Here is a 22,954-nt window from a genome sequence, read left to right as displayed (position 1 = left end):
GCGTGCTCGGCCTCGCCGATGCACCGTCGCGCAACATGAACATGATCGAGGCGATCAACGACGCGCTCGACATCATGCTCAGCCACGATCCCTCGGTCGTCATTATGGGCGAGGACGTGGGCTATTTCGGAGGCGTGTTCCGGGCGACCGCGCACCTCCAGGAAAAGCACGGGAAGAACCGGGTATTCGACACCCCGATTTCCGAATGCGGGATCATCGGCGCGGCGGTCGGTATGGGCGCGTACGGTCTCCGGCCCGTGCCCGAGATCCAGTTCGCCGATTATATCTACCCCGGGCTCGACCAGCTGATCAGCGAGGCGGCACGGCTGCGCTACCGTTCGGCGGGCGAATTCATCGCGCCTATGACCGTGCGCAGCCCGTTCGGCGGCGGCATCTTCGGCGGGCAGACGCACAGCCAGAGCCCCGAGGCGATATTCACCCACGTGTCCGGGCTGAAGACCGTCATTCCGTCGACGCCATACGATGCCAAGGGGCTGCTGATCGCGTCGATCGAGGACAACGACCCGGTCATCTTCTTCGAGCCCAAGCGGATCTACAACGGGCCTTTCAGCGGATACTACGACAAGCCGGTCGAGCCGTGGAAAAACCACCCCGACAGCAAGGTGCCCGAGGGGTACTATTCGATCCCGCTCGGCAAGGCGAGGACCGTGCGCGAAGGCGATGCCTTGACGATCCTGACCTACGGCACGATGGTCCACGTGAGCGCCGCCGTCGCGAAGGAAAAGGGCGTCGACGCCGAGATCATCGACCTGCGCACGCTCGTTCCGCTCGACATCGAGGCGATCGAGGCGTCGGTCGAGAAGACCGGCCGTTGCCTCATCGTGCACGAGGCCACCCGCACGAGCGGGTTCGGCGCCGAGCTTTCCGCGCTTGTGCAGGAGCGCTGCTTCTATCACCTGGAAGCTCCGGTCGAGCGCGTGACCGGTTTCGACACTCCATACCCGCACAGCCTCGAGTGGGCCTATTTCCCCGGTCCCGTCCGCATCGGCGAGGCGATCGACAAGATACTGGAAGCCTAGATGGCACGCTTTACCTTCAACCTTCCCGACATTGGCGAGGGCATCGCCGAGGCCGAAATCGTTGCGATGCACGTGAAGCCCGGCGACATGGTCGAGGAAGACCAGCAGATCGCCGACATGATGACCGACAAAGCCACGGTCGAAATGGAAAGCCCCGTATCGGGCAAGGTCGTCGAGGTCGCAGGCGAAGCGGGCGACGTTATCGCGATCGGCTCGATGCTCGTCGTCATCGAGACCGACGGCGAGGTTCCCGATGACGTGGCCGCTGCCAACGAGCCCGTTGTCGAGGAAGCGCCCGCTCCGAAGGACGACGCGGTTGAAAAGCGCATAGAGGTTGAGACGCCCGATCCGTCCGATGTTGCCGATGCGGCCGCGGCGGTCGAGGAAAAGTCCGCTCCCCCGCCTCCGCCCGACCCGAAGCCGGCGCCAAAGCCCGCTCCTGCGCCTGCGCCGGTCGCGAAGGCGTCGCCCGGAGCCAAGGTCCTGGCCACCCCGGCCGTGCGCAAGCGCGCCGCCGACCTCAACATCGACCTTTCGGAAGTGCGTCCGAGCGAGGAAGGGCGGATCCGCCATTCCGACCTCGATGCATTCATTTCCTATGGCGCCAAGTCCGGCCATGCGCCCGCAGGCGCGACCCGCCCCGACGAGACGGTCAAGGTCATCGGTCTCAGGCGCCGGATCGCCGAAAACATGGCCGCGGCCAAGCGTCACATTCCGCATTTCACCTATGTCGAGGAATGCGACGTCACCGAGCTCGAGCGCCTGCGCGAGCAGCTCAACGCGGGCCGGGGCGAGAAGCCCAAGCTGACCATGCTGCCGCTGCTGATCGCTGCGATCTGCAAGACAATCCCCGATTTCCCCATGATCAATGCACGCTACGACGACGAGGCGAACGTCGTCACGCGGCATGGCGCGGTCCACCTCGGCATGGCGACGCAGACCGACGCGGGGTTAATGGTCCCGGTCATCCGTAATGCGCAGGCGAGGAACCTGTGGCAACTGGCTGCCGAGATTCGCCGGCTTGCCGAGGCAGCGCGCGACGGATCGGCTAAATCGAACGAACTGTCCGGATCGACGCTGACCGTCACCTCGCTCGGCCCGCTGGGCGGGGTTGCCACCACGCCGGTCATCAACCGCCCCGAGGTTGCGATCATCGGCCCCAACCGTATCGTTGAGCGGCCGATGTTCGTTCCCGACGGCATGGGGGGCGAGCGGGTCGAGAAGCGCAAGCTGATGAACATATCGATCAGCTGCGATCACCGGGTCGTCGATGGGTACGATGCCGCCAGCTTCATTCAGGCGGTGAAGAAACTGATCGAAACGCCGGCGCTTTTGCTGGTCGGCTGAACCGGGTATCGTGCGCTCCGTCAGGGGAAGGCACGATGACCACCGATCCGCGCATAGACAGCTACATCGCGAACGCCGCGCCGTTCGCGCAGCCGATCCTCAGGCGAATCCGCGCGCTCGTCCATTCGCTGGTTCCCGAAGCGGGAGAGACGATTAAGTGGGGAATGCCGTGCTTCACCTATCGCGATAAGAACCTCGCGGGAATGGCGGCGTTCAAGGCCCATGCAAGCTTCGGCATCCACGGCGATGGAACTGCGCCCGAAGGCATGGGGCAGTTCGGAAAGCTGAAATCGGTGGGCGACCTACCGTGCGAGGTCGCGCTCGGGGAGCGCCTTTCGGCCGCGTGCAGCCGGATCGACGCGCGGGGCACGGCCATCCGCAAACCCGCCGCGGCAAAGGTGCCGCGCCCCGAACTCCCCATCCCGGACGATCTCGGTGCAGCGCTGTCGCCCGCGGCAAGAGCTAACCTGGAAGGTTTAGCGCCGTCTCACCGCCGTGAGTACCTCGAATGGATTGACGACGCCAAGCGACCGGAAACCCGGGCGAAACGGATTGCCCAGGCCGCGGAGTGGCTGGCGGAAGGCAAGAAGCGGTACTGGAAGTACGACAAGTGCTGACCCTCAGCGCACGACCGCGCTGAACATCATTCGGCCGCGCTGAGCGCCGGCGACTCGCAGTCGCAGGTGCGTGACATCCTCGGCCGACGCGAGTCGAGCGCCCATTCTGAGGGTGCCGAGTTCGCCCCAGTTGCGTCCCCCGTCGGTGGACACCTCGATCGCAGGGCTGCCCGCGCGCTGAAAGGCAAGATCGCGCGGCACCGCGCTTTGTACTGTAAACTGCCGGCCCGCGCCGTCCGCGCGCCATTCGACCAGAAGGACGACCCTGTCACCGGATCTCAGCGCTGTCGCCGGCGCAAGTTCGCGCACGCCGTCGCGGGTGCGCTCGACGTAGATCGCGCGGTCGATGTCCACCTGGTCTTGAGCGGAAGCCGCGCTTGCCGCCAGGCACAGCAAGCCGACGAAGCCTAGCCCGAAGCGCATTGTCGTATGGTCCCCCGATGCCCCGTGGCGGGGCAAGGCGAGCATGCCGGGACATGGTTAATTTTTGCTTGCGGCAAACGCGGCAAAAAGGGTCGCTCGGAGCGGTTGACAGGTCTGCGGTCACCCCTTAGTGGCGCGGCTCCCAAGCGGTGCAAGCCCCGGATGCGCGGGTGTAGCTCAGTTGGTTAGAGTGCCGGCCTGTCACGCCGGAGGTCGCGGGTTCGAGCCCCGTCACTCGCGCCACTTGGGATTTTTTCCGCGGCTACCTCTTGCCCGGTGAATTCCTTGAGGGCGACTGGTGCAGCGCGGCAAATCGCCGTCAGCCCCAGCGCCCGGTCTCCATCCACACTATGAATCGCCTGAGTGGCAGCAGCCAGATCACGCCAAGCGTGCAGTAGATCGCCGCCTGGGCGAGCGCGGGCCAGTCGCCAATCAGGCGCGGCGCGAAATTGGCGATGACGCCAACATAGACCGCAAGCGCGACGAGAAGCGCGAGGATTCCCAGCGGAATGCGCAAGGTCGGTTCGGTCCTCATGCGAATGGTCCTAGCATTCGGGTCGGGGTGACAACGGCATCGAGCCTCCGATCGTGCGCTTCGCGCGGGAACGAGTCGACCTCCTGCATGTCCCACGCCAGCCCGATCGCCGTCACGCCGGGATGGGCGCCGAGCCAGCGGTCGTAATGCCCGCCTCCCTGACCGAGGCGGTGGCCGTCTGGGGTGAAGGCGACCAGCGGCACGAACACGACCTGCGGACAGGTTTCCTCGCACCGGTCGGCGGGCTGAACTCCGAATGGCCCTTCGCCAAGGTCGTTCTCTCCGAACGGATCGGAAAAGGCGCGAAATGTCATCGGCGCGTCGCGATCGGCGAACCAGGGCAGGGCGATGCGGTGTCCCCGTTCGGCGAAGAATCGCGCATAGGCGCCTGCCGGGGCCTCGCCGGGGATCGCGCGGTAGAGGCCGATGATCGCACCGTCAGGGATCAGATCGAGCACCGGACGTGGCGGGCGGTGAAAGACCAGTGCGCGCACCTGCTCGGGCAAGGCGGCCGCGTGGGCAATGCGGTCGGCGCGCAGGCGCCGCCGTATCTGTGCCTTGGTCTCGGTCGTTTCGCTCATCGGAGGCTGTCGAAAGATCTCGCGGTCAGGATGCGCAACGGAAAAGAGGACTTGGATGGTGTGGCGGAACCACCATGGGTCGTTTGCCCCAGAATCCTCCGACGCCAAAACGTCAGGTGGGCGCCGTGTACCCCGGTTCCCGGGACGAACCCGGTTGCCGGAGCAGGGACAACTCCCGTGGATTGCTTATAGCCCCGGGGATTTTGATGCGGCTCGTGCCGGGCAGTCCCGCCGCCCCCTACTTAGGAGGCCGCGGCCCGGCTCTCAAGCTTGTCGGCACATTCCTCGAGCACTTCGGCGAACCGTTCGAGCGCGGGGGCCAGCGGGGACAGGTCTCCGGCTCCGGAGACGCCTTGCGAAACGGAAACTGACGCCGCATCCCGCTCGACCTCGGCAAGCCTCGCCCGCAACCGCTCCGTTTCGTCTTCGTACCCTGCAACCTTTCGGGAAAGTTCGTTCTCCCGTGCGCGCGCGGCCTCGATCTCTCCGCGCGAATCGCGTGCGGCGTCTTTCATCCGCTCCAGCTCGGTTTCGAGGTCGGCGATCCTGGATTTCAGCGGTTCGACCGCGTCCGCCGCCGGGCTGGCTTCATCGGCAGACGCGGTTTTTTCGGGCGCGGAAGCCGTCTCACGGCCTTCGTGGACTTCGTCGGCGAGGAGCAGCGCTGCGAACAGGAGGTTCTGCGCGTCGGGGCCCGCGGGATTGCCAATCGAGGCGAGCTTGTCTGCGATCGTATCGCCCAGGCGGGCTACACGGTCCTCCTCGCCTGGCGCGCAGGCGACGCGGTAGGTCCGTCCCCCGATGTGCAAGGACACTTCGCTCATGGCCGAATGCTCACCGCTCGAGCCCTGCGATTACCGCGTCGAGCTCTCCGATCGCGCGCGTAACGGTGTCGCGCAGCGCTTCGTGCTGTTCGACGAGGGCGGAGACGTCCGGACCGGAGGCAGGAGCGGCTCTCTCGGGCGGGCTATCGGCGACGCGGGCGATGCGCGCCAGGGCAGCCTCGATGCGCTGAACCGCCGCTTCGGTCCGTTCCCCCGTCATTGTGCCGATTTACCGTGTTTCGGACCAGCTTGCAAAGGGTTGGCGGAAGCTGTTGATAACTGCCCTTGAGCCCCTGTGCGGGAAACTTCGTGGGACCTCGCCTTGACCTTGCGAGGTGCATTCGCAAAGGCGTGCGCGCGCACCGAATCGCCCCAGCAGGAGCCCGCCGCCGATGACCCTCGATACCGCCCGCCTGGCGCCGATGGCCAACGCCATCCGCGCGCTCTCGATGGACGCGGTCCAGGCGGCGAATTCGGGACATCCTGGCATGCCGATGGGCATGGCCGATGTCGCCACGGTGCTGTTTTCCAAATACCTCAGGTTCGATCCGAAGGCGCCTGACTGGCCCGATCGCGACCGGTTCGTTCTGTCTGCCGGTCATGGCTCGATGCTTATCTACAGCCTGCTTTGCCTATCCGGTTACGAGCGTCCGACGATCGAGGACATCGCCAATTTCCGCCAGCTCGGCAGTCCTTGCGCGGGACACCCGGAAAACTTCCTCCTTCCGGGGGTCGAATGCACCACCGGCCCGCTGGGACAGGGTCTTGCAATGGCGGTCGGGATGGCGATTGCCGAACGGCACCTCAATGCCGTCCATGGCGACGACGCGGTCGATCACCACACCTGGACCATCGCCGGCGACGGCTGCCTGATGGAAGGTGTCAACCACGAAGCAATCGGGTTGGCCGGCCATCTCGGTCTCGGCAAGCTCAAGGTGCTGTGGGATTCGAACCGCATCACCATCGACGGATCGACCGCGCTGTCGACTTGCGAGGACATCCCAGCTCGGTACCGGGCGGCCGGATGGCATACGCTGGTGTGCGACGGGCACGACTTCGCCGACATCGACCGCGCGCTGGGCGAGGCTGCAAGGCTCGACGACAAGCCCGTTCTGGTGGAGTGCCGCACCGTGATCGGCCGGGGCGCTCCCAACAAGCAGGGGACGAGCGGCGTGCACGGCGCTGCGCTCGGCGCGGACGAGGTCGCCGCGGCGCGTGAGGAACTGGGCTGGTCCGCCGGACCTTTCGTCGTTCCGGACGATATTCTTTCCGACTGGCGCAGGACCGGAGAGCGGGGCGCCGCCGCCCGAGCCGAGTGGGAGCAGCGGGCGACCGGCAAGGACCTCGGCATCGTATCGGTGCCCGAGGGGGTGCTGGACGACTACATTTCGCGGCTTCTGGCGGAACCCAAGAAGGTCGCGACCCGCAAGGCGAGCGAGATGGCACTCGAGGTGCTGACCGCCGCGGTCCCGGCAATGATCGGCGGCTCGGCCGATCTCACGGGGTCGAACAATACCAAGACCAGCTCGACCGGCCCGCTCACTGCGGGGGACTATTCCGGGCGCTACGTCTATTACGGCATCCGCGAATTCGGCATGGCTTGCGCGATGAACGGGATGGCGCTGCACGGCGGGGTGATCCCCTACGGCGGCACGTTCCTGATCTTCAGCGACTACTGCCGCAACGCTGTGCGGCTCAGCGCGCTGCAGGAAACGCGCGCAATCTACGTCTTCACCCACGACAGCATCGGTCTGGGCGAAGACGGTCCGACACACCAGCCGGTCGAGCAGCTGATGAGCCTGCGGCTTATCCCGAACCTCAACGTTTTTCGTCCGTGCGATACCATCGAAACCGCCGAGTGCTGGGCTCTTGCCTTGGCGGACACCGACAGTCCGTCGGTTCTTGCGCTTAGCCGCCAGAACCTTCCCCAGCTTCGTACCGAAGGCGGCAACCTGAGTGCCAGGGGTGCCTATCGCCTCCGGTCCGCCAAGGGTGCGCGCAAGGTCGTCCTCATCGCTTCCGGCTCGGAGGTCGAGGTGGCCTGCGCGACGGCCGACGCGCTCGAAGCAGACGGCATTGGTGCCGACGTGATCTCGATGCCGTGCATGGAACTGTTCGAGGCACAGGACGCCGCGTACCGGGCGGACCTTTTGCCCGCCGGCACCCTTGCGGTTTCGATCGAGGCCGGCAGCACGCTTGGGTGGGAGCGATACACGGGAACCGAGGGCATCCAGATCGGACTGGACCGGTTCGGCGCCTCCGCACCGGCCGAGGACCTGTTCGAAAAGTTCGGCTTTACCGCCGATTCGATAGTTCCGAAAATCAAGGCCAAACTAGGCATTTAACAGGAGTTCTTTACATGGCGACCAAGGTTGCGATCAACGGTTTCGGACGCATCGGACGGCTCGTGGCGCGCGCCATCCTCGAACGTGACGATCACGACCTCGAACTGGTCTCGATCAACGATCTCGCCGATACCAGGTCGAACGCGCTCCTGTTCGGCTTTGACAGCACCCACGGCCGCTTCCCCGGCACGGTCGACACCGACGGAAACGACCTCGTCGTCAACGGCAAGCACATTCGCGTGACCGCCGAGAAGGATCCCGGCAATCTCCCGCACAAGGCCAACGGCATCGACATCGTGCTCGAGTGCACCGGCTTCTTCCAGTCCGACGAGGCCGCGCGTCCCCACATCTCGGCCGGCGCGAAACGCGTGCTGATCTCGGCCCCCGCGACCGGCGTATCCAGGACGATCGTGTTCGGGGTCAACCAGGACAGCCTGACCGCGGAAGACGATATCGTCTCGAACGCGAGCTGCACCACCAACTGTCTCGCGCCCGTGGCAAAGGTGCTCAACGACACGATGGGCATCGAACGCGGCTTCATGACCACGATCCACAGCTACACCAACGACCAGCGCATGCTCGACCAGATCCACAAGGATCTGCGGCGGGCGCGCGGCGGCGCCCAGAACATGATCCCGACGACGACGGGCGCGGCGCGCGCGGTCGGACTCGTGTTGCCGGAGCTCAAGGGAAAGCTCGACGGCAGCTCGGTCCGCGTGCCTACCCCGAACGTGTCGATGGTCGACCTGGTCTTCGTGCCGGGGCGCGACACCTCTGCCGAGGAGATAAACGAGGCGCTCAAGGCCGCCGCCGAGGGCCCGATGAAGGGCGTCCTCGACTATACGGACCAGCCGCTCGTTTCGAGTGATTTCAATCACTACCCGGCGTCTTCTACCGTCGATTCGCTCGAGACCGCCGTGCTCGAAGCGAAGCTGGCGCGCGTCGTCAGCTGGTACGACAACGAATGGGGCTTCTCCAACCGCATGATCGACACCGCCGGGGTGATGGCCGGGCTGCTCTGATGCCGTCCTTCAAGACTCTCGACGATCTTGGTGAAGTGCGCGGCAAGGTCGCGCTCGTCCGGGTGGACCTCAACCTTCCGATGGACGAAGGGCGGGCGAGCGACGTCACCAGGGTCGAGGCGAGCGCGCCGACGATCCTCGAACTCGCCGATGCGGGAGCCAAGGTGCTGCTGCTGGCGCACTTCGGTCGTCCGAAGGGGCAGCGTCACTCGACCATGAGCACGAGCCTGATCCAGGGCGACGTCGAGCGCGTGCTGGGGCGAGAGATCATGTTCATTCCCGAGGTGTCGGGTCCGGTGGTGGAACAGGCCATCGGCATTTTGCGCGACGGGGACATCGGTCTGCTCGACAACGTGCGCTTCTGGCCCGGAGAGGAGGCCAACGATCCCGACTTCGCGCGCGGGATCGCCGCCAATGGCGATTTCTACGTCAACGACGCGTTTTCGGCCGCGCACCGCGCCCATGCCTCGACCGAAGGCCTGGCGCACCTGTTGCCCGCATATGCCGGGCGGGCGATGGAAAAGGAACTGCAGGCGCTCGATGCCGCGCTCGGCAACCCGGAAACCCCGGTGGCCGCGGTGGTGGGCGGGGCCAAGGTCTCGACCAAGCTGGCGGTGCTGGAGAACCTCGTCGGGCGCGTGCAGCACCTGATCATCGGGGGCGGCATGGCCAACACCTTTCTCGCAGCGCGCGGCGTGGACGTGGGCAGGTCGCTGTGCGAACGAGACCTCGCCGCCACCGCCAACGCGATCATGGACAAGGCGGATCATGCCGGCTGCACGGTGCACCTGCCCTATGACGTCGTGGTCGCGAAGGAATTCACCGCCAATCCTGTGTCGCTGCGCACCTGCAACGTCCACGAGGTCGCCCCGGACGAGATGATCCTCGACCTCGGTCCCGCCGCGGTCGAGGCGCTGGCGGACGTTCTCAAGACCTGTCGCACCCTCGTCTGGAACGGTCCGTTGGGGGCGTTCGAAACCCGGCCGTTCGACGAGGCCACGGTCGCGCTGGCAAGGACGGCCGCGGCGCTCACGCAGGACGGCAGCCTGGTATCGGTTGCAGGTGGCGGCGATACCGTGGCGGCATTGAACCACGCCGGCGTGGCGCGCAATTTCACGTATGTCTCGACCGCGGGGGGCGCATTCCTGGAATGGATGGAAGGACGTGAGCTACCGGGCGTGAAGGCGCTCGAAGCGTGAGCGAGCAGGTACCCGAATCGCAGACGGGCCGCGTTCGTCAGACCGAGGGCGAGTTTGCCGGGTGGACCTACTGGCGCGGGGATCCGTTCGAGGATCGGGCCGGCCCGTTTTACGAGAAGCAACTGGATGACGGCACCTGCGTGGTCGCCTTCCGCGCCGAACCGCGCCACATGAACGGCGGAGGTTTCATGCATGGCGGCTGCCTGATGACCTTTGCCGACGGCGCGCTGTTCTCCATCGCCCGCGCGGAACTGCAGGATCATCACGCGGTCACCCTGCACCTTACAGGCGATTTCCTGGCCCAGGTGCAGATCGGCCAGTTGGTCGAGGCGCGGGGACAGGTAGTGCGCGGGGGCGGAAAGACGATATTCGTTGCCGGCCTCGTTACCGCCGACGGTACGCCCGCATTGCGTTTCGACGGGATCATCCGCAAGCTCGGCAAGCGGGGCTGAGGCTCCGGGTTGCGAGCCCGCCGCGGCGCGGTTAGGAGCCGCGCGCATACCTATGCACCGTAATCGAGGGACGACGATGAACCACCAGGAAATGACCCACCGTATCGCCACCGGCGAGGGCTTCATCGCCGCGCTAGATCAGTCGGGCGGGTCGACCCCGAAGGCGCTCAAGGGCTACGGTGTCGACGACGGCGCGTGGGGCACCGAGGACGAGATGTTCGCGCTGATCCACGAGATGCGCAGCCGCATCATCGAGGCGCCGTGCTTCGGCAACGGCAAGGTCATCGGCGCCATCCTGTTCGAAAAGACGATGGAGGGTACCAGCGGCGGTAAGCCGGTGCCCGAGCGCCTTGCCGAGCGCGGCATCGTGCCGTTCCTGAAGGTCGACAAGGGACTCGAGGATGAAACTCGCGGCGTGCAGCTGATGAAGCCGATGCCGGACCTCGAATCCCTGCTGGCCCGGGCGAAAGCCAAGGGTGTCTTCGGCACCAAGATGCGCTCGGTGATCAAGCGCAACGATGGCGCGGGCATCCGGGAAATCGCTCACCAGCAATTCGCCGAGGGCGCGCGGATCCTCGCCGCCGGCCTCGTGCCTATCCTCGAACCGGAATACGACATCACGGCAGCCGACCGCGCGGAGGGCGAACGGATCCTGCTCGACGCCATTCTCGAGGGTCTCGATGCGCTGCCGCAAGGTCAGCAGGTCATGCTCAAACTCTCGATCCCGGTCGAAGCCAACCTCTACAAGCCGCTGATCGACCATCCCAATGTCCTTCGCGTCGTCGCGCTGTCGGGCGGCTACTCGACCGACGAGGCATGCGAGCTTCTCGCGAAGAACGAGGGCATGATTGCCAGCTTCAGCCGAGGGCTCCTGCAGGACCTGCGGCATCGCCAGTCGGACGAGGAGTTCGACGCAACGCTCGGCGCCGCGATCGATCAGATCCAGGCTGCCTCGATCACCTGACATGGCGCGCCGGGATGGCGCGTCGAAACCCCGCCGCGGCATCCGCGGCCCCATGTTTGCAATCGCGGCGGGGCCGCTCGCAGCGGTCGCCGTCATCGGGTGGCCAGTGTGGCGCGGGGCCGAGCGGCAGGACCGGATCGGCCGCGCGGAGCAGGTCGCTGCGGCCGCGCCGCTGGAGCGCCTGTCCGTGCTGTCCTACAATGTCGAGGGCTTGCCGCCCCCGGCCCGGTGGGGACGCACGGCGGATCTCGCCCGGATCGCCCGCGAGCTGTCTTCCATGCGCCAGGCGGGCGAGGCCCCGCACGTGGTCATGCTGCAAGAGTCATTCATCGATCCCGATCCACCGATCGAGACCATCGCCGGATACCGTTACGTCGCCCATGGTCCGGCGGAAGCCGACCGATCGCCTCCGCCAGCGGGAGAGGCGCAGGCGCTGGCAGCGGAGGCTCGAACCGCGAAGGGTGAGGGGGTGGGTCAATGGGTGGATAGCGGGCTGCGGGTCCTTTCGGATTTTCCGATCGTCCGGGTCCGGCGGATGGCGTTCCCCGCGTGGATGTGCGCAGGTTACGATTGCCTCGCGAGCAAGGGGGTCCTCGTCGCCTGGATAGCGGTTCCAGGAAGCCCGCGTTCGGTGGCCTTCGTCAACACGCACCTCAACTCCATGCGACTCGCCGGCGTGTCGCCCGAGCGAAGCGACCTGGCCTTCGCGCTACAGGTTGCTGCCATGCGCAGGTTCCTGGCCGAGACGGTTCCCGCCGACGCGCCGGCCTTCTTCGGCGGCGACTTCGACACAGAGAACGAACGCCGGCGCCGGCTGCTCGAACGTCCGCCGATCAGCGGTGCGCGCGACGCTCTCTGGCAGGCGTTTGCCAGCAGCACTGCAATCGCTGCCGACGAGTTACCCGAGGCGGCCGCGATCCGGGCCCACGGCGTGGACCGGCTGTATTACCGGGACACCGTCGATTGGCCTGTCGAACTGGAAACGCTGACCGTACCCTTCGGTGCCCGTCACGATGGTACCATGCTGTCAGACCATCGCGGGTTCGTCGTTCGCTTCCGCGTCGGCAGTCAGCGGGACTCGTAGACGAAGCGGTAATCGCTCGGGCCGATCGCGTCCTGCGTCGTGCGCTCGGGCATGACCCTCGCGAGCGCGACCATCTGCCCGTGGGTTCCATATGTCTCGCCCAGCGTGAGATCCTTCGTCTCGCGCCAGCCCGCGCCGTCGATCCGGGTCGTGACCACGACCCGACCCGCCCAGACGCAGCGGGCGTTCGTCGGACAGCGACTGTCCTCGACAAGCTTCTTGGGCGTGAGGACGAGGTCGCCCACCTGCACCGGCACGTCGAAGGGGACGGCATAGCCCGGTGGTTGCGGCGTGCCGGCGACGATCGGGGCATCGGGCACGACCGCGCAGGCGCCGAGCAGCGGAACTGCGAAGAGCGCGGGCAACAGGCGGTTCATGGACTTCGTCATCGCGCGACCATAACGCTGCATTTGCTTTCATGCACCTGAATTGCCGCCGTATCGACGAACCGGTCATACGCGCCTACGACGCGAAGCGATGACCATCAGCCAGCTTTACCTGATTTCGCCGCCCGAAGTGGACGGTCCCTTTGCCGACAGCCTCAAGGCCGCCCTCGATGGCGGCGATGTCGCCGCGTTCCAGTTTCGGGTGAAGGGCGTCGACCAGCACGAAGCGGCCCGCCTTGCCCGGCCGCTGCAGGAAATCTGCGCCGCACACGATTGCGCCTTCATCGTCAACGACAGTGTCCCGCTTGCAAGGCGCCTGGGAGCCGACGGCGTCCATCTCGGCCAGGGCGACGGCGACGTGCGCGAGGCCCGCGAAATCCTGGGCCGGGAGGCGCAGATCGGGGTCACCTGCCATGCAAGCCGCCACCTCGCGATGGAAGCGGGCGAGGCGGGCGCGGACTACGTCGCGTTCGGTGCATTCTTCCCCAGCACGACCAAGGCGAGCGAGCACCGGCCCGAGCCCGATCTCCTGGCCTGGTGGCAGGAACTGTTCGAGATCCCATGCGTCGCGATCGGCGGAATCACGCCGCACAACTGCGCACCACTGGTCCGTGCGGGCGCCGATTTTCTCGCGGTTTCGGCCGCGGTATGGGAGGGCGAACCGGCCGCGAACGTCGCGGCGTTCCACAAGGCAATCGTGCAGGCGGCAGACGGCTGAGAACCCGGGGGTGTGGCACGCGGCGGATATTTTTTCAGGTTCGCCCGTTGCCTAGGCGAGGGACGGGTCGCGTCCCGGCAAGGGGACCAGCATTGCACAAGATCTTAGCCGCCGTCTGTCTGTTCGGGCTAAGCGCCTGCGGCCTTAACGGCACGGACCGCGACAGCGAGGATTCCGCCGCGGCGGACCGGTCGGTCAACCGGACGACGGAGAACCTTGCCGATAGCATGGCCTCGCGAGACGGCGGTGACACTACGGCGGACGTGCCGAATATCCCTGACTCCGAAAACCGGCCGGTCATGCAGGCGCAGGTTGTCCTCGATCGGCTCGGCTTCGGCCCAGGCGTCATCGACGGCAAGGCGGGCCTTTCGACCGAAAATGCCATTGAGGGCTTCCAGGAGGCCAATGGCCTGACGGTAACCGGCGAGATCGACGAACCGACGCGCGCCCGGCTCGAGCGGTGGCGAACGATACCCGCTACGCGCGTGGTCCGCATTCCCGAGGAATGGGGCACGCTGGACTATGCCCGGACCCCGGAAGACGCGGCCGACCAGGCGAAGCTCGACCGCCTCGGCTACCAGAGCCTCGATGAAAAGCTCGCCGAGCGGTTTCACACGACTGTCGATACGCTCAAGATGCTCAACCCGGGCGGCCGACCTGCTGGCATGGAGACGGCGGCAATGCAAAGCCCCGTGGCCACGCCCCGGGCGAGCGGCTCGTCCTCTCCATCGCCGACACCCACGGCGAGCGGAACCGGCGATCCCGACCTGTCGCCCCTGCCGTCCACATTCCAAGCCGGGCAGCTCGTCAGGGTGCCCAACATCGGCGCGGACCGCATCGCGCCAGGCGCGGTCGACGATCCCGACTGGCAGCAGACGCTCCAGAGCCTCGGCATCGGCACCGAGCAACCCCAGGTCACCCGGGTGGTCGTCAGCAAGAGCGGTGGCACGCTCAAGGGATACGACGGGGCAGGAAAGCTCGTGACCGTCTTCACGGTCACGACCGGTTCCAGGCACGACCCACTGCCGCTTGGCGACTGGAAGGTGAACGGGGTCGCGCGCAACCCGCCTTTCGCCTACAATCCCGAGCTGTTCTGGGACGTCCCCGACAGTGACGAAAAGCAGACGCTTCCCCCGGGACCCAACGGGCCTGTCGGCGTCGTCTGGATCGATCTGAGCAAGGAGCATTACGGCATCCACGGCACGCCCGAACCCCAGACGATCGGCCGTGCGCAGAGCCATGGTTGCGTCCGCCTGACCAACTGGGACGCGGCCCGGCTCGCGCAGATGGTCAAGCCCGGCACCAAGGTCGAGTTCGTGGCCTAAGATGGGACTGCGGCTTCTCGACCGTGTCCTGACGATTATCGTCACCGTGACGCTCACGAGCGCGTTCTGGATCGTGTTTGGCGGCACCTTGATGGAACGGGCACGCGGCGTGGGACAGGTCGATCGAACCCATCCGGCCGAGGCCGCCCCGAGCCCCCGTCCCGTCGCGAGCGACGGCACCATGGCGGCGCCCTCGCTCGATACCAGCGAGACGACGATGCCGCCGTCGGGAAATTCCAATTCGCTTATGATCCCCGTACTTGGCGTACGTCCGGGCGAATTGACGGACACGTTTACCGACGAGCGGGGTGGGGGCGAACGGCTGCATTCCGCGCTCGACATCATGGCGCCCGAAGGAACCACCGTGGTTGCCAGCGCGCCCGGCACTGTGGAACGGCTGTTCCTCTCCGATGCCGGCGGCAAGACGATCTACGTCCGCTCCGTCGATGGCCGCGCGATCTATTATTACGCCCATCTCAAGGATTACGCGACGGGCTTGAAGGAGGGGCAGAAGATCCGCCGTGGCCAGAGACTGGGCAGCGTGGGATCGACCGGGAATGCGAGCGCCAACGCGCCTCACCTTCATTTCGCGATCATGCGGACCACGCCGGAGGCCAAGTGGTGGGAGCCTGCGACCGCGATCAACCCCTATCCGCTTCTGGCAAGGTCCGCGCGCTAGTCAGCCGCGCCGCGTCCGCTTCGCACGCAGCGCATGTTGGCAAGCTCGCCCGAAAGGCCTTCCGACTTCAGCGTGCGCGCACCCGTCCGGACGAACTTCATTCCTTCCATCGGCCCGCGGGTAAAAACAACCGACTTTCCGGTCAGCAGGTAGGTTCCCCGGCCCTCGGCACCGGCATAACTCGACGCGTTGACGATATCGAACCACGCGCCCTCGATCGGGATCGAAGCCGGTCCCGCGGCATCGCCCGGCAACTCGCAGAGGTAGCGACCGGGCTCGAGAGTCCCGAGCCGACCCTGCGCGTGCGCAGCCTGTCCCGCGATGCCAAGGCACAGGACGAGGATGGGTGAAAGAAGGTATCGCAGGGCCATTCCCGCCTGCCTAGCAAACAGCCCCCGCGCCCGCTACCGTCCAGCTTGCCGCGACGCGGGCGAGCGGCTAAGGCGCGCCGCGCAGTGCGCCTGCCCTTGCGGCAGCGCGTGAACCATCCGCAACGAAAGCACCCACCCATGAAGATTTCCGGCGTGGACATCCGTCCCGGCAACATCCTCGAATACGAGGGCGGCATCTGGAAGGTCGCCAAGATCCAGCACACCCAGCCGGGCAAGGGCGGTGCCTACATGCAGGTCGAGATGAAGAACCTGCAGGACGGCCGCAAGACCAATGTCCGCTTCCGCAGCGCCGACACGGTCGAGAAGGTGCGGCTCGACACCAAGGACTACCAGTTCCTCTACGAGGACGGCGACATGCTGGTGTTCATGGACAAGGACACCTACGAGCAGATCACCCTCCCTTCGGACCTGCTCGGTGACGCGCGCCCGTTCCTTCAGGACGGCATGGAGGTCATGCTCGAACTGTGGGACGAAAAGCCCATCTCCGTCGAACTTCCCCAGCAGGTGGAAGCCACGATCGTCGAGGCCGATGCGGTGGTGAAGGGGCAGACCGCGTCGTCCAGCTACAAGCCGGCCATGCTCGACAACGGCGTACGCATCATGGTCCCGCCGCACATCGAAAGCGGCACCCGGATCGTGGTCGACGTTTACGAACAGGCCTACGTCGGCAAGGCGGGATAGGCGCAATGGCGGCAATCTCGGGCCTCATCCGGGTGATGGAAAAGGCCGCGCGCAAGGCGGGCGGCAAGCTCAGGCGCGATTTCGGCGAGGTCGAGCACCTCCAGGTCAGCCGCAAGGGTCCGTCGGACTTCGTCTCGAAGGCCGATCGAATCGCCGAGCGCACCATCTGGGACGAGCTCAAGGCGGCGCGTCCGGGCTGGGGCTTCCTGATGGAAGAGGGCGGCGAGATCCCCGGCGAAGAGGGGCAGCCCCGTTTCATCGTCGACCCGCTCGACGGCACCAGCAACTTTCTCCACGGCATCCCGCATTTCGCGATTTCGATCGCGGTGCAGGAGCCGACCCTGGACGGCAAGGGATGGGGCGAGGTAACCGCGGCTGTCGTATACCAGCCGATTACCGATGAAACCTTCTGGGCCGAAAAGAGCCGCGGCGCATGGCTGCACGACGGGCGCCTGCGGGTATCGAGCCGGGGGCGGTTGTCGGACGCGTTGATCGCGACCGGAATACCCTATGGGGGCCACGGTGATTTCGCCGAGTGGACCAGGGTCCTGGCGGCGATCGGGCCGCAGGTGGCCGGAATCCGCCGGTTCGGCGCGGCCTCGCTCGATCTCGCCTGGGTTGCCGCGGGCAGGTTCGACGGGTTCTGGGAAAGCGACCTTGCCCCGTGGGACACGGCCGCGGGCTGCCTTCTCGTGCGCGAGGCCGGCGGTTTCGTGACCGACTACCGCGGGCGGTCCCAGCCGGTCTGCGACCGCCAGGTTCTCGCCGCGAACGACGGGTTGCACTCCAAGCTGCACAAGGCTCTGGCGACCGCCCTCAAATAGCTCGGGGCTTCAGCCTGCGAGTTGCAATCAGGCTATAGCCGACCGCGCAAGGTGCCGCTAAGGCACGCGGCGCTGCGGGGCCCCTGTGGCGGAATGGTAGACGCGAACGACTCAAAATCGTTTGTCTTCGGACGTGCCCGTTCGAGTCGGGCCAGGGGCACCATGCATCGGGCGATATCCTGCGGACCCGGCCCGTGTTGGCGATAATCGCTTGTAATCCCGCGCGCCCTCTGGGATTCACCCGCGCCACATGATCGACGCTCCCAGTTATCATGCGATCGGCGCGATGGCCGTGACGGTCGCGATGTTCATCGGCTTTGCCCGCGGCCGGCTCAGCACCGAGATCGTTTCGCTCCTGACGATCGCGGTCATCGCCGTCGGCCTGTATTTCTTCCCGATGCCGCATACCCAGCCGACCGATGGTCTTGCGCTCGCGTTTTCGGGATTCGGGCACTACGCGCTGATCACGATCTGCGCGCTGATGATCATGGGCCGGGGGCTTGTCGTCACGGGTGCGCTCGAACCGTTCGCTCGGGTGCTCGAGCGGGTCTTCAAGTTCAATCAGACCATCGGCCTTCTGGTGTCGTTGTCGATGGCCTTCTTCCTCTCGATGGGCGTCAACGACACGCCCGTGCTCGTGCTGCTCATCCCAATTTTCGTGAGTCTGTCGATGCGCGGCGGGATGGCGGCCTCCAAGACACTTATACCCCTCAACGCGGCGGTTCTCATCGGCGGGATGGCGACGACGATCGGAACGTCGACCAATGTTCTCGTCGTGTCGATCGCGCGGGACCTGGGCATGCCGCAGATGGGCGTGTTCCATTTCACGCCTATCGTGCTCACCGCGGCGCTCGTCGCCCTGCCTTACCTGTGGCTGGTGATGCCGCGGCTGCTCAAGGACAACAGGACCGAAGCGGCCCATGCCGAGCGGCGCTTCGTGGCGCGGCTGCGGATCGGTGAGGACAGCGCGTTGACCGGGCAGGATCTCAGCACCGTCCTGCCGAGGCTGCCGGCAGAGATCGAGTTCCACGATCAGCCCTCGGAACCCTTGCAGGTCCAGCAGCGGCTGACGATCAGCGGCACTCACGGTGCGCTCGAAGACGCCATGAGGATGCTGAAGGGTGAGGTCGCACCCGCGTGGGTGATCGACCGGATCCGCCGCAAGTCGTCCGAGACGGGCGAGGACATCGCGGTCGTGGAGATGACCGTGACCGCGGATTCGCGGCTCATCGAGCGCACGCTCCCCAGCTCGGGCATCGCCGACCTCTATGGCGTGGCAGTGCTCGGCATTCACCGCCCCAAGACCCTTCTGGGCGAGCGCGACCATTACAGCGAAGGGGGCGACCTGCGCATCGCGGAGGGCGATGTCCTGCTGGTAATGGGTCTTTCGGAAAACCTCGAATCGTTCGCGCGCGCCGACAGCCTGCTGGTGCTCGAGGGAAAGCGCGAATTGCCCCGGCGATCGAAGGCAGTGCTTGCGGCGGCGATCATGGTCGGGTCGGTCGGGCTGGCTTCGATCGGTTTTCTGCCGATCGCGATCTCGGCCCTGGCCGGTGCGATCGTCATGTTCGTGACGGGCTGCGTGAAGTTCGACCGGGTGGGGCGCGCGCTGTCTGCCAAGGTGATCGTGCTGGTTGCAGCGTCGATCGCCATCGGGCGCCTGATCGGCGATACCGGGGCGGCCGCCTGGCTCGGCCAGGCGCTTGCGATGGGCCTGCAGTTCCTAAGTCCGGCTGCCGTCCTGGCCGCCATCATGCTGTTCGTTACCTTGCTGACCAATTTCGCCAGCAACGCGACCGCGGCGACGGTAGGCACCCCCATCGCGTTCAACATCGCACAGCAGCTCGGCCTCCCGGCCGAACCGCTGATCCTCGCCGTGCTGTTCGGTTGCAATCTTTGTTACGCGACGCCGATAGCCTACCAGACCAACATGCTGATCATGGGCGAGGGCGGATACGAGTTCAGGGATTACATCCGGACCGGTGTTCCGCTGGTCCTGCTGATGACGACCACGCTCTCGATCCTGCTCGTCATTACCTACAACATGTGACGATCAGCCTGGTGCCGATGCGTTGACGGCCGCCGGGGAAAGGGGGTCCCCCGACGGCCGTCGCTCCTCCCCAGGAGCTGGTCAGCTCAGGTGTATGTTCCGAGCCGGTGGTGCAGCGCGTTGATCCGTGCCAGCTCGTCGCGATCGTCGACCGTCCTTGCGTAGGCAGTCAGCGCTGTCCGCAGCAGCCGGAAATCGGCGGTCGACAGCAGCGCGCGGGCGCGGCCGGGGCCGGCGTTCGTTTCGGGCGGGCGTTCCTCGGTCATCGTCGTCATCCTCTCTCTCCTTACGCGGCGGCGAACTGGTTCATCGTGTTGTGTTCGCCCCCGGCCTTGAGGGCGGCCTCGCCCGCGAAATATTCCTTGTGGTCGTCGCCTATATCGCTGCCGGCCATGTTCTGGTGCTTCACGCAGGCGATGCCCTGGCGGATCTCCTCGCGCTGCACGTTCTTGACGTACCCTAGCATGCCCTGCTCGCCGAAATACTCGCGGGCGAGGTTGTCGGTGCTGAGCGCCGCGGTGTGATAGGTGGGCAGCGTGATCAGGTGGTGGAAAATGCCCGCCTCGCGCGCGGCGTCGGCCTGGAAGGTCCGGATGCGTTCGTCGGCCTCGGCGGCAAGCTCGGTGCCGTCGTAGTCCACGCTCATCAGCCGGTCGCGGTCATAGCCGCTCACGTCCGTGCCTGCCGCTTTCCAGGCATCGTACACCTGTTGGCGGAAGTTCAGCGTCCAGTTGAAGCTCGGCGAATTGTTGTACACTAGCTTCGCGTTGGGGATCACCTCGCGGATGCGACGGAGCATTCCGCCGATCTGGCCGATATGCGGCTTTTCGGTCTCGATCCACAGCAGGTCGGCGCCGTTTTGCAGCGACGTGATGCAATCGAGCACGCAGCGGTCCTCGCCGGTTCCCGGGCGGAACTGGTAGAGGTTGCTGGGCAGCCGCTTGGGCCGCAGCAGCTTGCCTTCCCGGCTGATAAGTACCTCGCCGTTGCCCAGATTCGAGGCCTCGACTTCATCGCAATCGAGAAAGGCGTTGTATTGGTCGCCGAGGTCGCCCGGCTCCTTGCTGAAAGCGATCTGCTTGGTGAGGCCCGCGCCGAGCGAGTCGGTTCGAGCGACAATCACCCCGTCCTCGACGCCGAGTTCGAGAAACGCGTAACGGATCGCGCGGATCTTCTGCAGGAAATCTTCGTGCGGGACGGTGACTTTGCCGTCCTGGTGGCCGCACTGCTTCTCGTCGGACACCTGGTTCTCGATCTGGATCGCGCAGGCGCCCGCCTCGATCATCTTTCTGGCGAGCAGGTAGGTGGCCTCGGGATTTCCGAAGCCGGCGTCGATGTCGGCGATGATCGGAACGATGTGGGTTTCGAAGTTGTCGATCGCGGTCTGAAGGCGCTTGGCTTCGACCTCGTCTCCCTTGTCGCGCGCCTTGTCGAGTTCGCGGAACAGGCCTCCCAATTCACGGGCATCGGCCTGGCGGAGGAAGGTGTAGAGTTCCTCGATCAGCGCCGGGACCGACGTCTTCTCATGCATAGACTGGTCGGGCAGGGGCCCGAAATCGCTGCGCAAGGCGGCAATCATCCAGCCGGACAGGTAAAGGTACCGGCGTTTCGTGGTGCCGAAGTGCTTCTTGATCGCGATCAGCTTCTGCTGGCCGATGAAACCATGCCAGCAGCCGAGCGACTGCGTATACTCGGCCGGGTCGGCATCATAGGCGGCCATGTCCTCGCGCATGATCTTCGCGGTGTATCGCGCGATGTCGAGGCCGGTAGGAAAGCGGTTCTGCAGTTTCATTCGGGCGGCGCTCTCTGCGTCGATCGCGTTCCAGCCTTCGCCCGCGCCCTCGATCGTGCGCCGGAATTCGGAAATGGTAGTCTGGTAGGTCATGCGAAACGTGTCCCATCTGAGGAAGTGACGACGTTATGAACCGCGGTGATCGAGGGGGCACCCCAAATTTACAGAATTTGATGTCATATGAAGCCATATGAGGCTATTGAGTGTGTAATTTTGTGAAGGAATTTACACGTGGCAGATAGCGCGATGTTTGCAGGCCCGGCGCTTCGACGCCTCCGCAAGCGCGAAGGCCTCACGCAATCTGCCATGGCCGCCCGCCTCGGGATTTCGGCTTCCTACCTCAACCTGATCGAGCGGAACCAGCGAGCACTGTCGGCCAACGTGGTCATACGGATCGTCGACGCGTTCGATTACGACCCCCGGGCCCTGCGCGAAGACGAGGCCATCGGCGGCATCGACGGGCTGGCCCGTCGGATGGCGGACGAGCGTTTTGCCGACCTGGGCATCGATCGGGACGAACTGCACGAGTTTCTGTCGGCGGCGCCGCAGGCAGCGGCGGCCTTCGCCCGTTTGTACGATGACGCCGGTCCGGCCGGACGCCGCGACGATCCGACCCAGGCGGTCCGGCGCGAGATCGAACGCTGGCGCAATCACTTCGCAGACCTCGATACCCGGGCCGAGGCGCTGGCGGATGAACTGCGCCTGTCGCGGGGCGATACCTATGCTGCCCTGGCCGAACGTCTGCGCGAGCGACACCAGCTGGCGATCCGGATCCTTCCGCGCGAGGTCCTGCCCGATGCGGTCCGTCGGCTCGACCTCCACGCACGCCAGCTTCAATTGAGCGAAATGCTCGATCCCGCCTCGCGGACCTTCCAGCTCGCCACCCAAATCGCACTGCTCGAATTCCGGGACGAGATCCGCGCGATTGCCGCCGGGGCGCAGTTTGCAGACGATATTCCGCGTCACTTGTTCGAACGCCACGTAACCGCGTGCGCCGCGGCCGCCCTCGTCATGCCGTACGGGCGCTTCCTGCGCGCGTGCGACGCGACGGCGTATGATCTGCCCGTCCTCATGCGGCGGTTCGGGGTGGGGTTCGAAAGCCTCGCCCACCGGCTTACGACGCTCCAGCGGGTCGGCCAACGAGGCCTGCCATTTTTCATGGTGCGGCTCGACCGGGCAGGGCAGTTCTCGAAGCGGTATTCGGGCGCGAGCGGCGCCGCCTGGCTCGATGGCGACGCAAGTTGCCCCCTGTGGAGCGCGCACCGCGCATTCGAGCGAGCGGGCGAGTTCTGCGTCGAGACAGTGACCGTTGACGGCAGCGGCGCCGCGCCGGCTCACTGGCTGACCATCGCGCGCAGCGTCGAGGGCAGGGGAACCGATACGACCGCCCGGTTCGTGGTCGCCATTGGCATCGAAGCCCGCCTGGCCGGCGAACTGGCGATAGCGCGCGGACTGTCACTTCGCGCGGACGACGCGACCCTCATCGGCCGGGGGTGTTCCGAATGTCATGTCACCGGCTGCCCGCAACGCTCGCTGCCTCCGCGCGGGACCAGGCTGCAGTTCTCCACGATCGAGCAGGGCATGACGCCGTTTCGATTCTAGGTAGAGTTACGGGTCGGTTAACCAGTGATCGAGGAACCCGAAACGTTCGATCCGCGTTTGCGCGGCATTCCA

Annotated in this window: 25 protein-coding genes, 2 tRNA genes and 1 other RNA gene; 18 read left to right on the top strand and 10 right to left on the bottom strand. The window is 65.9% G+C overall.

What is annotated here, in order from left to right; genetic code table 11:
• Positions 1-35: 35 nt before the first annotated feature.
• From ACPV3N_RS02015 to ACPV3N_RS02005, 3 genes are read left to right on the top strand one after another with little or no spacing between them, the layout of a single operon-like run.
• Positions 36-1,040 (top strand): alpha-ketoacid dehydrogenase subunit beta, encoded by a 1,005-nt coding sequence (locus tag ACPV3N_RS02015; protein ID WP_440117397.1) that lies wholly within the window; start codon positions 36-38, stop codon positions 1,038-1,040.
• Positions 1,041-2,387: a dihydrolipoamide acetyltransferase family protein gene (locus ACPV3N_RS02010; RefSeq protein ID WP_440113935.1), complete on the top strand. Its 1,347-nt coding sequence runs from the start codon at positions 1,041-1,043 to the stop codon at positions 2,385-2,387.
• 35 nt (positions 2,388-2,422) lie between these two features.
• Positions 2,423-3,004, top strand: coding sequence for a YdeI/OmpD-associated family protein (locus tag ACPV3N_RS02005; RefSeq protein ID WP_440113932.1), 582 nt, complete (start codon positions 2,423-2,425; stop codon positions 3,002-3,004).
• Positions 3,005-3,007: 3 nt separating this feature from the next.
• On the opposite strand, the gene ACPV3N_RS02000 is transcribed toward ACPV3N_RS02005, so the two are convergent.
• The gene (locus ACPV3N_RS02000) at positions 3,008-3,427 is read right to left on the bottom strand and encodes a hypothetical protein (protein ID WP_440113929.1); all 420 of its coding nucleotides are present in this window, start codon (positions 3,425-3,427) and stop codon (positions 3,008-3,010) included.
• A 166-nt stretch (positions 3,428-3,593) separates the two neighbouring features.
• On the opposite strand from ACPV3N_RS02000, the gene ACPV3N_RS01995 reads away from it, so the two are divergent.
• Positions 3,594-3,670 (top strand) — tRNA-Asp (locus ACPV3N_RS01995).
• A gap of 76 nt (positions 3,671-3,746) precedes the next feature.
• Here the strand turns inward: ACPV3N_RS01995 and ACPV3N_RS01990 are convergent.
• From ACPV3N_RS01990 to ACPV3N_RS01970, 5 genes are all read right to left on the bottom strand, one after another.
• Positions 3,747-3,962 (bottom strand): DUF2842 domain-containing protein, encoded by a 216-nt coding sequence (locus tag ACPV3N_RS01990; protein WP_440113926.1) that lies wholly within the window; start codon positions 3,960-3,962, stop codon positions 3,747-3,749.
• Positions 3,959-4,543: a 5-formyltetrahydrofolate cyclo-ligase gene (locus ACPV3N_RS01985; RefSeq protein ID WP_440113923.1), complete on the bottom strand. Its 585-nt coding sequence runs from the start codon at positions 4,541-4,543 to the stop codon at positions 3,959-3,961. The genes ACPV3N_RS01990 and ACPV3N_RS01985 overlap by 4 nt, the downstream gene beginning before the upstream one ends.
• A gap of 62 nt (positions 4,544-4,605) precedes the next feature.
• Positions 4,606-4,775, bottom strand: a non-coding RNA gene (gene ssrS, locus ACPV3N_RS01980) — 6S RNA.
• A gap of 10 nt (positions 4,776-4,785) precedes the next feature.
• Positions 4,786-5,367, bottom strand: a complete 582-nt coding sequence (gene zapA / locus ACPV3N_RS01975; protein WP_440113921.1) for a cell division protein ZapA — start codon at positions 5,365-5,367, stop codon at positions 4,786-4,788.
• A gap of 10 nt (positions 5,368-5,377) precedes the next feature.
• Positions 5,378-5,587, bottom strand: coding sequence for a hypothetical protein (locus ACPV3N_RS01970; protein WP_440113918.1), 210 nt, complete (start codon positions 5,585-5,587; stop codon positions 5,378-5,380).
• Positions 5,588-5,759: 172 nt separating this feature from the next.
• Here ACPV3N_RS01970 and tkt point away from each other — a divergent pair, with 172 nt between their 5' ends.
• From tkt to ACPV3N_RS01940, 6 genes are all read left to right on the top strand, one after another.
• Positions 5,760-7,712, top strand: coding sequence for a transketolase (tkt, locus tag ACPV3N_RS01965; protein ID WP_440113915.1), 1,953 nt, complete (start codon positions 5,760-5,762; stop codon positions 7,710-7,712).
• 14 nt (positions 7,713-7,726) lie between these two features.
• Positions 7,727-8,734 carry a type I glyceraldehyde-3-phosphate dehydrogenase gene (gap, locus tag ACPV3N_RS01960; RefSeq protein WP_440113913.1) on the top strand — a complete coding sequence of 336 codons (1,008 nt, stop codon included), beginning with the start codon at positions 7,727-7,729 and terminating at the stop codon, positions 8,732-8,734.
• Entirely contained in the window at positions 8,734-9,933 is a 1,200-nt protein-coding gene (locus ACPV3N_RS01955) for a phosphoglycerate kinase (RefSeq protein ID WP_440113910.1), read from the top strand. The genes gap and ACPV3N_RS01955 overlap by 1 nt, the downstream gene beginning before the upstream one ends.
• Positions 9,930-10,385 carry a PaaI family thioesterase gene (locus ACPV3N_RS01950; RefSeq protein ID WP_440113907.1) on the top strand — a complete coding sequence of 152 codons (456 nt, stop codon included), beginning with the start codon at positions 9,930-9,932 and terminating at the stop codon, positions 10,383-10,385. Before ACPV3N_RS01955 ends, ACPV3N_RS01950 begins: the two co-directional genes overlap by 4 nt.
• Before the next feature lie 76 nt (positions 10,386-10,461).
• Positions 10,462-11,349 carry a fructose bisphosphate aldolase gene (locus ACPV3N_RS01945; protein WP_440113904.1) on the top strand — a complete coding sequence of 296 codons (888 nt, stop codon included), beginning with the start codon at positions 10,462-10,464 and terminating at the stop codon, positions 11,347-11,349.
• Between the two features lie 52 nt (positions 11,350-11,401).
• Positions 11,402-12,433, top strand: a complete 1,032-nt coding sequence (locus ACPV3N_RS01940; RefSeq protein ID WP_440113901.1) for an endonuclease/exonuclease/phosphatase family protein — start codon at positions 11,402-11,404, stop codon at positions 12,431-12,433.
• Here ACPV3N_RS01940 and ACPV3N_RS01935 read toward each other — a convergent pair.
• Positions 12,418-12,822 carry a hypothetical protein gene (locus tag ACPV3N_RS01935; RefSeq protein WP_440113898.1) on the bottom strand — a complete coding sequence of 135 codons (405 nt, stop codon included), beginning with the start codon at positions 12,820-12,822 and terminating at the stop codon, positions 12,418-12,420. The two genes, ACPV3N_RS01940 and ACPV3N_RS01935, sit on opposite strands and share 16 nt — an antisense overlap.
• Before the next feature lie 88 nt (positions 12,823-12,910).
• Between ACPV3N_RS01935 and thiE the strand changes: the two genes are divergently transcribed.
• From thiE to ACPV3N_RS01920, 3 genes are all read left to right on the top strand, one after another.
• Entirely contained in the window at positions 12,911-13,537 is a 627-nt protein-coding gene (thiE, locus tag ACPV3N_RS01930; protein WP_440113895.1) for a thiamine phosphate synthase, read from the top strand.
• A gap of 92 nt (positions 13,538-13,629) precedes the next feature.
• Positions 13,630-14,862 carry a L,D-transpeptidase family protein gene (locus ACPV3N_RS01925; protein WP_440113892.1) on the top strand — a complete coding sequence of 411 codons (1,233 nt, stop codon included), beginning with the start codon at positions 13,630-13,632 and terminating at the stop codon, positions 14,860-14,862.
• A 1-nt stretch (position 14,863) separates the two neighbouring features.
• Positions 14,864-15,541 (top strand): M23 family metallopeptidase, encoded by a 678-nt coding sequence (locus tag ACPV3N_RS01920; protein WP_440113889.1) that lies wholly within the window; start codon positions 14,864-14,866, stop codon positions 15,539-15,541.
• Here ACPV3N_RS01920 and ACPV3N_RS01915 read toward each other — a convergent pair.
• Positions 15,538-15,912 (bottom strand): hypothetical protein, encoded by a 375-nt coding sequence (locus ACPV3N_RS01915; RefSeq protein ID WP_440113886.1) that lies wholly within the window; start codon positions 15,910-15,912, stop codon positions 15,538-15,540. The genes ACPV3N_RS01920 and ACPV3N_RS01915 overlap by 4 nt on opposite strands.
• A 138-nt stretch (positions 15,913-16,050) precedes the next feature.
• On the opposite strand from ACPV3N_RS01915, the gene efp reads away from it, so the two are divergent.
• The 4 genes from efp (at position 16,051) to ACPV3N_RS01895 (ending at position 19,488) form a co-directional block, all read left to right on the top strand.
• Positions 16,051-16,614: an elongation factor P gene (efp, locus tag ACPV3N_RS01910; RefSeq protein WP_440113883.1), complete on the top strand. Its 564-nt coding sequence runs from the start codon at positions 16,051-16,053 to the stop codon at positions 16,612-16,614.
• 5 nt (positions 16,615-16,619) lie between these two features.
• Positions 16,620-17,438, top strand: a complete 819-nt coding sequence (locus ACPV3N_RS01905; protein ID WP_440113880.1) for an inositol monophosphatase family protein — start codon at positions 16,620-16,622, stop codon at positions 17,436-17,438.
• 79 nt (positions 17,439-17,517) lie between these two features.
• Positions 17,518-17,601 (top strand) — tRNA-Leu (locus ACPV3N_RS01900).
• 87 nt (positions 17,602-17,688) lie between these two features.
• Positions 17,689-19,488 (top strand): SLC13 family permease, encoded by a 1,800-nt coding sequence (locus ACPV3N_RS01895; protein ID WP_440113877.1) that lies wholly within the window; start codon positions 17,689-17,691, stop codon positions 19,486-19,488.
• Between the two features lie 86 nt (positions 19,489-19,574).
• Here ACPV3N_RS01895 and ACPV3N_RS01890 read toward each other — a convergent pair whose 3' ends face one another.
• Both ACPV3N_RS01890 and ACPV3N_RS01885 read right to left on the bottom strand, forming a co-directional pair.
• Positions 19,575-19,763 carry a hypothetical protein gene (locus ACPV3N_RS01890; protein WP_440113874.1) on the bottom strand — a complete coding sequence of 63 codons (189 nt, stop codon included), beginning with the start codon at positions 19,761-19,763 and terminating at the stop codon, positions 19,575-19,577.
• 11 nt (positions 19,764-19,774) lie between these two features.
• On the bottom strand, positions 19,775-21,373 hold the full coding sequence (locus ACPV3N_RS01885; protein WP_440113872.1) for an isocitrate lyase: 1,599 nt from the start codon (positions 21,371-21,373) through the stop codon (positions 19,775-19,777).
• A 138-nt stretch (positions 21,374-21,511) separates the two neighbouring features.
• Here ACPV3N_RS01885 and ACPV3N_RS01880 point away from each other — a divergent pair, with 138 nt between their 5' ends.
• On the top strand, positions 21,512-22,882 hold the full coding sequence (locus ACPV3N_RS01880; protein ID WP_440113869.1) for a helix-turn-helix domain-containing protein: 1,371 nt from the start codon (positions 21,512-21,514) through the stop codon (positions 22,880-22,882).
• Positions 22,883-22,954 lie beyond the last annotated feature (72 nt).

It is taken from the genome of Tsuneonella sediminis (assembly GCF_051912845.1).
Taxonomy (GTDB): Bacteria; Pseudomonadota; Alphaproteobacteria; order Sphingomonadales; family Sphingomonadaceae; genus Tsuneonella; species Tsuneonella sediminis.
The sequence above is the reverse complement of the archived record's forward strand: the minus strand, read 5'-3'. Positions and strand labels throughout refer to the sequence as shown.

Excerpts from the sequence above, each read along its gene's own strand:
- ACPV3N_RS02015 (WP_440117397.1), top strand. The coding sequence starts at position 36 with ATGAACATGATCGAGGCGATCAACGACGCGCTCGACATCATGCTCAGC.
- ACPV3N_RS02010 (WP_440113935.1), top strand. The coding sequence starts at position 1,041 with ATGGCACGCTTTACCTTCAACCTTCCCGACATTGGCGAGGGCATCGCC.
- ACPV3N_RS02005 (WP_440113932.1), top strand. The coding sequence starts at position 2,423 with ATGACCACCGATCCGCGCATAGACAGCTACATCGCGAACGCCGCGCCG.
- ACPV3N_RS02000 (WP_440113929.1), bottom strand. The coding sequence starts at position 3,427 with ATGCGCTTCGGGCTAGGCTTCGTCGGCTTGCTGTGCCTGGCGGCAAGC.
- ACPV3N_RS01990 (WP_440113926.1), bottom strand. The coding sequence starts at position 3,962 with ATGAGGACCGAACCGACCTTGCGCATTCCGCTGGGAATCCTCGCGCTT.
- ACPV3N_RS01985 (WP_440113923.1), bottom strand. The coding sequence starts at position 4,543 with ATGAGCGAAACGACCGAGACCAAGGCACAGATACGGCGGCGCCTGCGC.
- zapA (WP_440113921.1), bottom strand. The coding sequence starts at position 5,367 with ATGAGCGAAGTGTCCTTGCACATCGGGGGACGGACCTACCGCGTCGCC.
- ACPV3N_RS01970 (WP_440113918.1), bottom strand. The coding sequence starts at position 5,587 with ATGACGGGGGAACGGACCGAAGCGGCGGTTCAGCGCATCGAGGCTGCC.
- tkt (WP_440113915.1), top strand. The coding sequence starts at position 5,760 with ATGACCCTCGATACCGCCCGCCTGGCGCCGATGGCCAACGCCATCCGC.
- gap (WP_440113913.1), top strand. The coding sequence starts at position 7,727 with ATGGCGACCAAGGTTGCGATCAACGGTTTCGGACGCATCGGACGGCTC.
- ACPV3N_RS01955 (WP_440113910.1), top strand. The coding sequence starts at position 8,734 with ATGCCGTCCTTCAAGACTCTCGACGATCTTGGTGAAGTGCGCGGCAAG.
- ACPV3N_RS01945 (WP_440113904.1), top strand. The coding sequence starts at position 10,462 with ATGAACCACCAGGAAATGACCCACCGTATCGCCACCGGCGAGGGCTTC.
- ACPV3N_RS01940 (WP_440113901.1), top strand. The coding sequence starts at position 11,402 with ATGTTTGCAATCGCGGCGGGGCCGCTCGCAGCGGTCGCCGTCATCGGG.
- ACPV3N_RS01935 (WP_440113898.1), bottom strand. The coding sequence starts at position 12,822 with ATGACGAAGTCCATGAACCGCCTGTTGCCCGCGCTCTTCGCAGTTCCG.
- thiE (WP_440113895.1), top strand. The coding sequence starts at position 12,911 with ATGACCATCAGCCAGCTTTACCTGATTTCGCCGCCCGAAGTGGACGGT.
- ACPV3N_RS01920 (WP_440113889.1), top strand. The coding sequence starts at position 14,864 with ATGGGACTGCGGCTTCTCGACCGTGTCCTGACGATTATCGTCACCGTG.
- ACPV3N_RS01915 (WP_440113886.1), bottom strand. The coding sequence starts at position 15,912 with ATGGCCCTGCGATACCTTCTTTCACCCATCCTCGTCCTGTGCCTTGGC.
- efp (WP_440113883.1), top strand. The coding sequence starts at position 16,051 with ATGAAGATTTCCGGCGTGGACATCCGTCCCGGCAACATCCTCGAATAC.
- ACPV3N_RS01905 (WP_440113880.1), top strand. The coding sequence starts at position 16,620 with ATGGCGGCAATCTCGGGCCTCATCCGGGTGATGGAAAAGGCCGCGCGC.
- ACPV3N_RS01895 (WP_440113877.1), top strand. The coding sequence starts at position 17,689 with ATGATCGACGCTCCCAGTTATCATGCGATCGGCGCGATGGCCGTGACG.
- ACPV3N_RS01890 (WP_440113874.1), bottom strand. The coding sequence starts at position 19,763 with ATGACGACGATGACCGAGGAACGCCCGCCCGAAACGAACGCCGGCCCC.
- ACPV3N_RS01885 (WP_440113872.1), bottom strand. The coding sequence starts at position 21,373 with ATGACCTACCAGACTACCATTTCCGAATTCCGGCGCACGATCGAGGGC.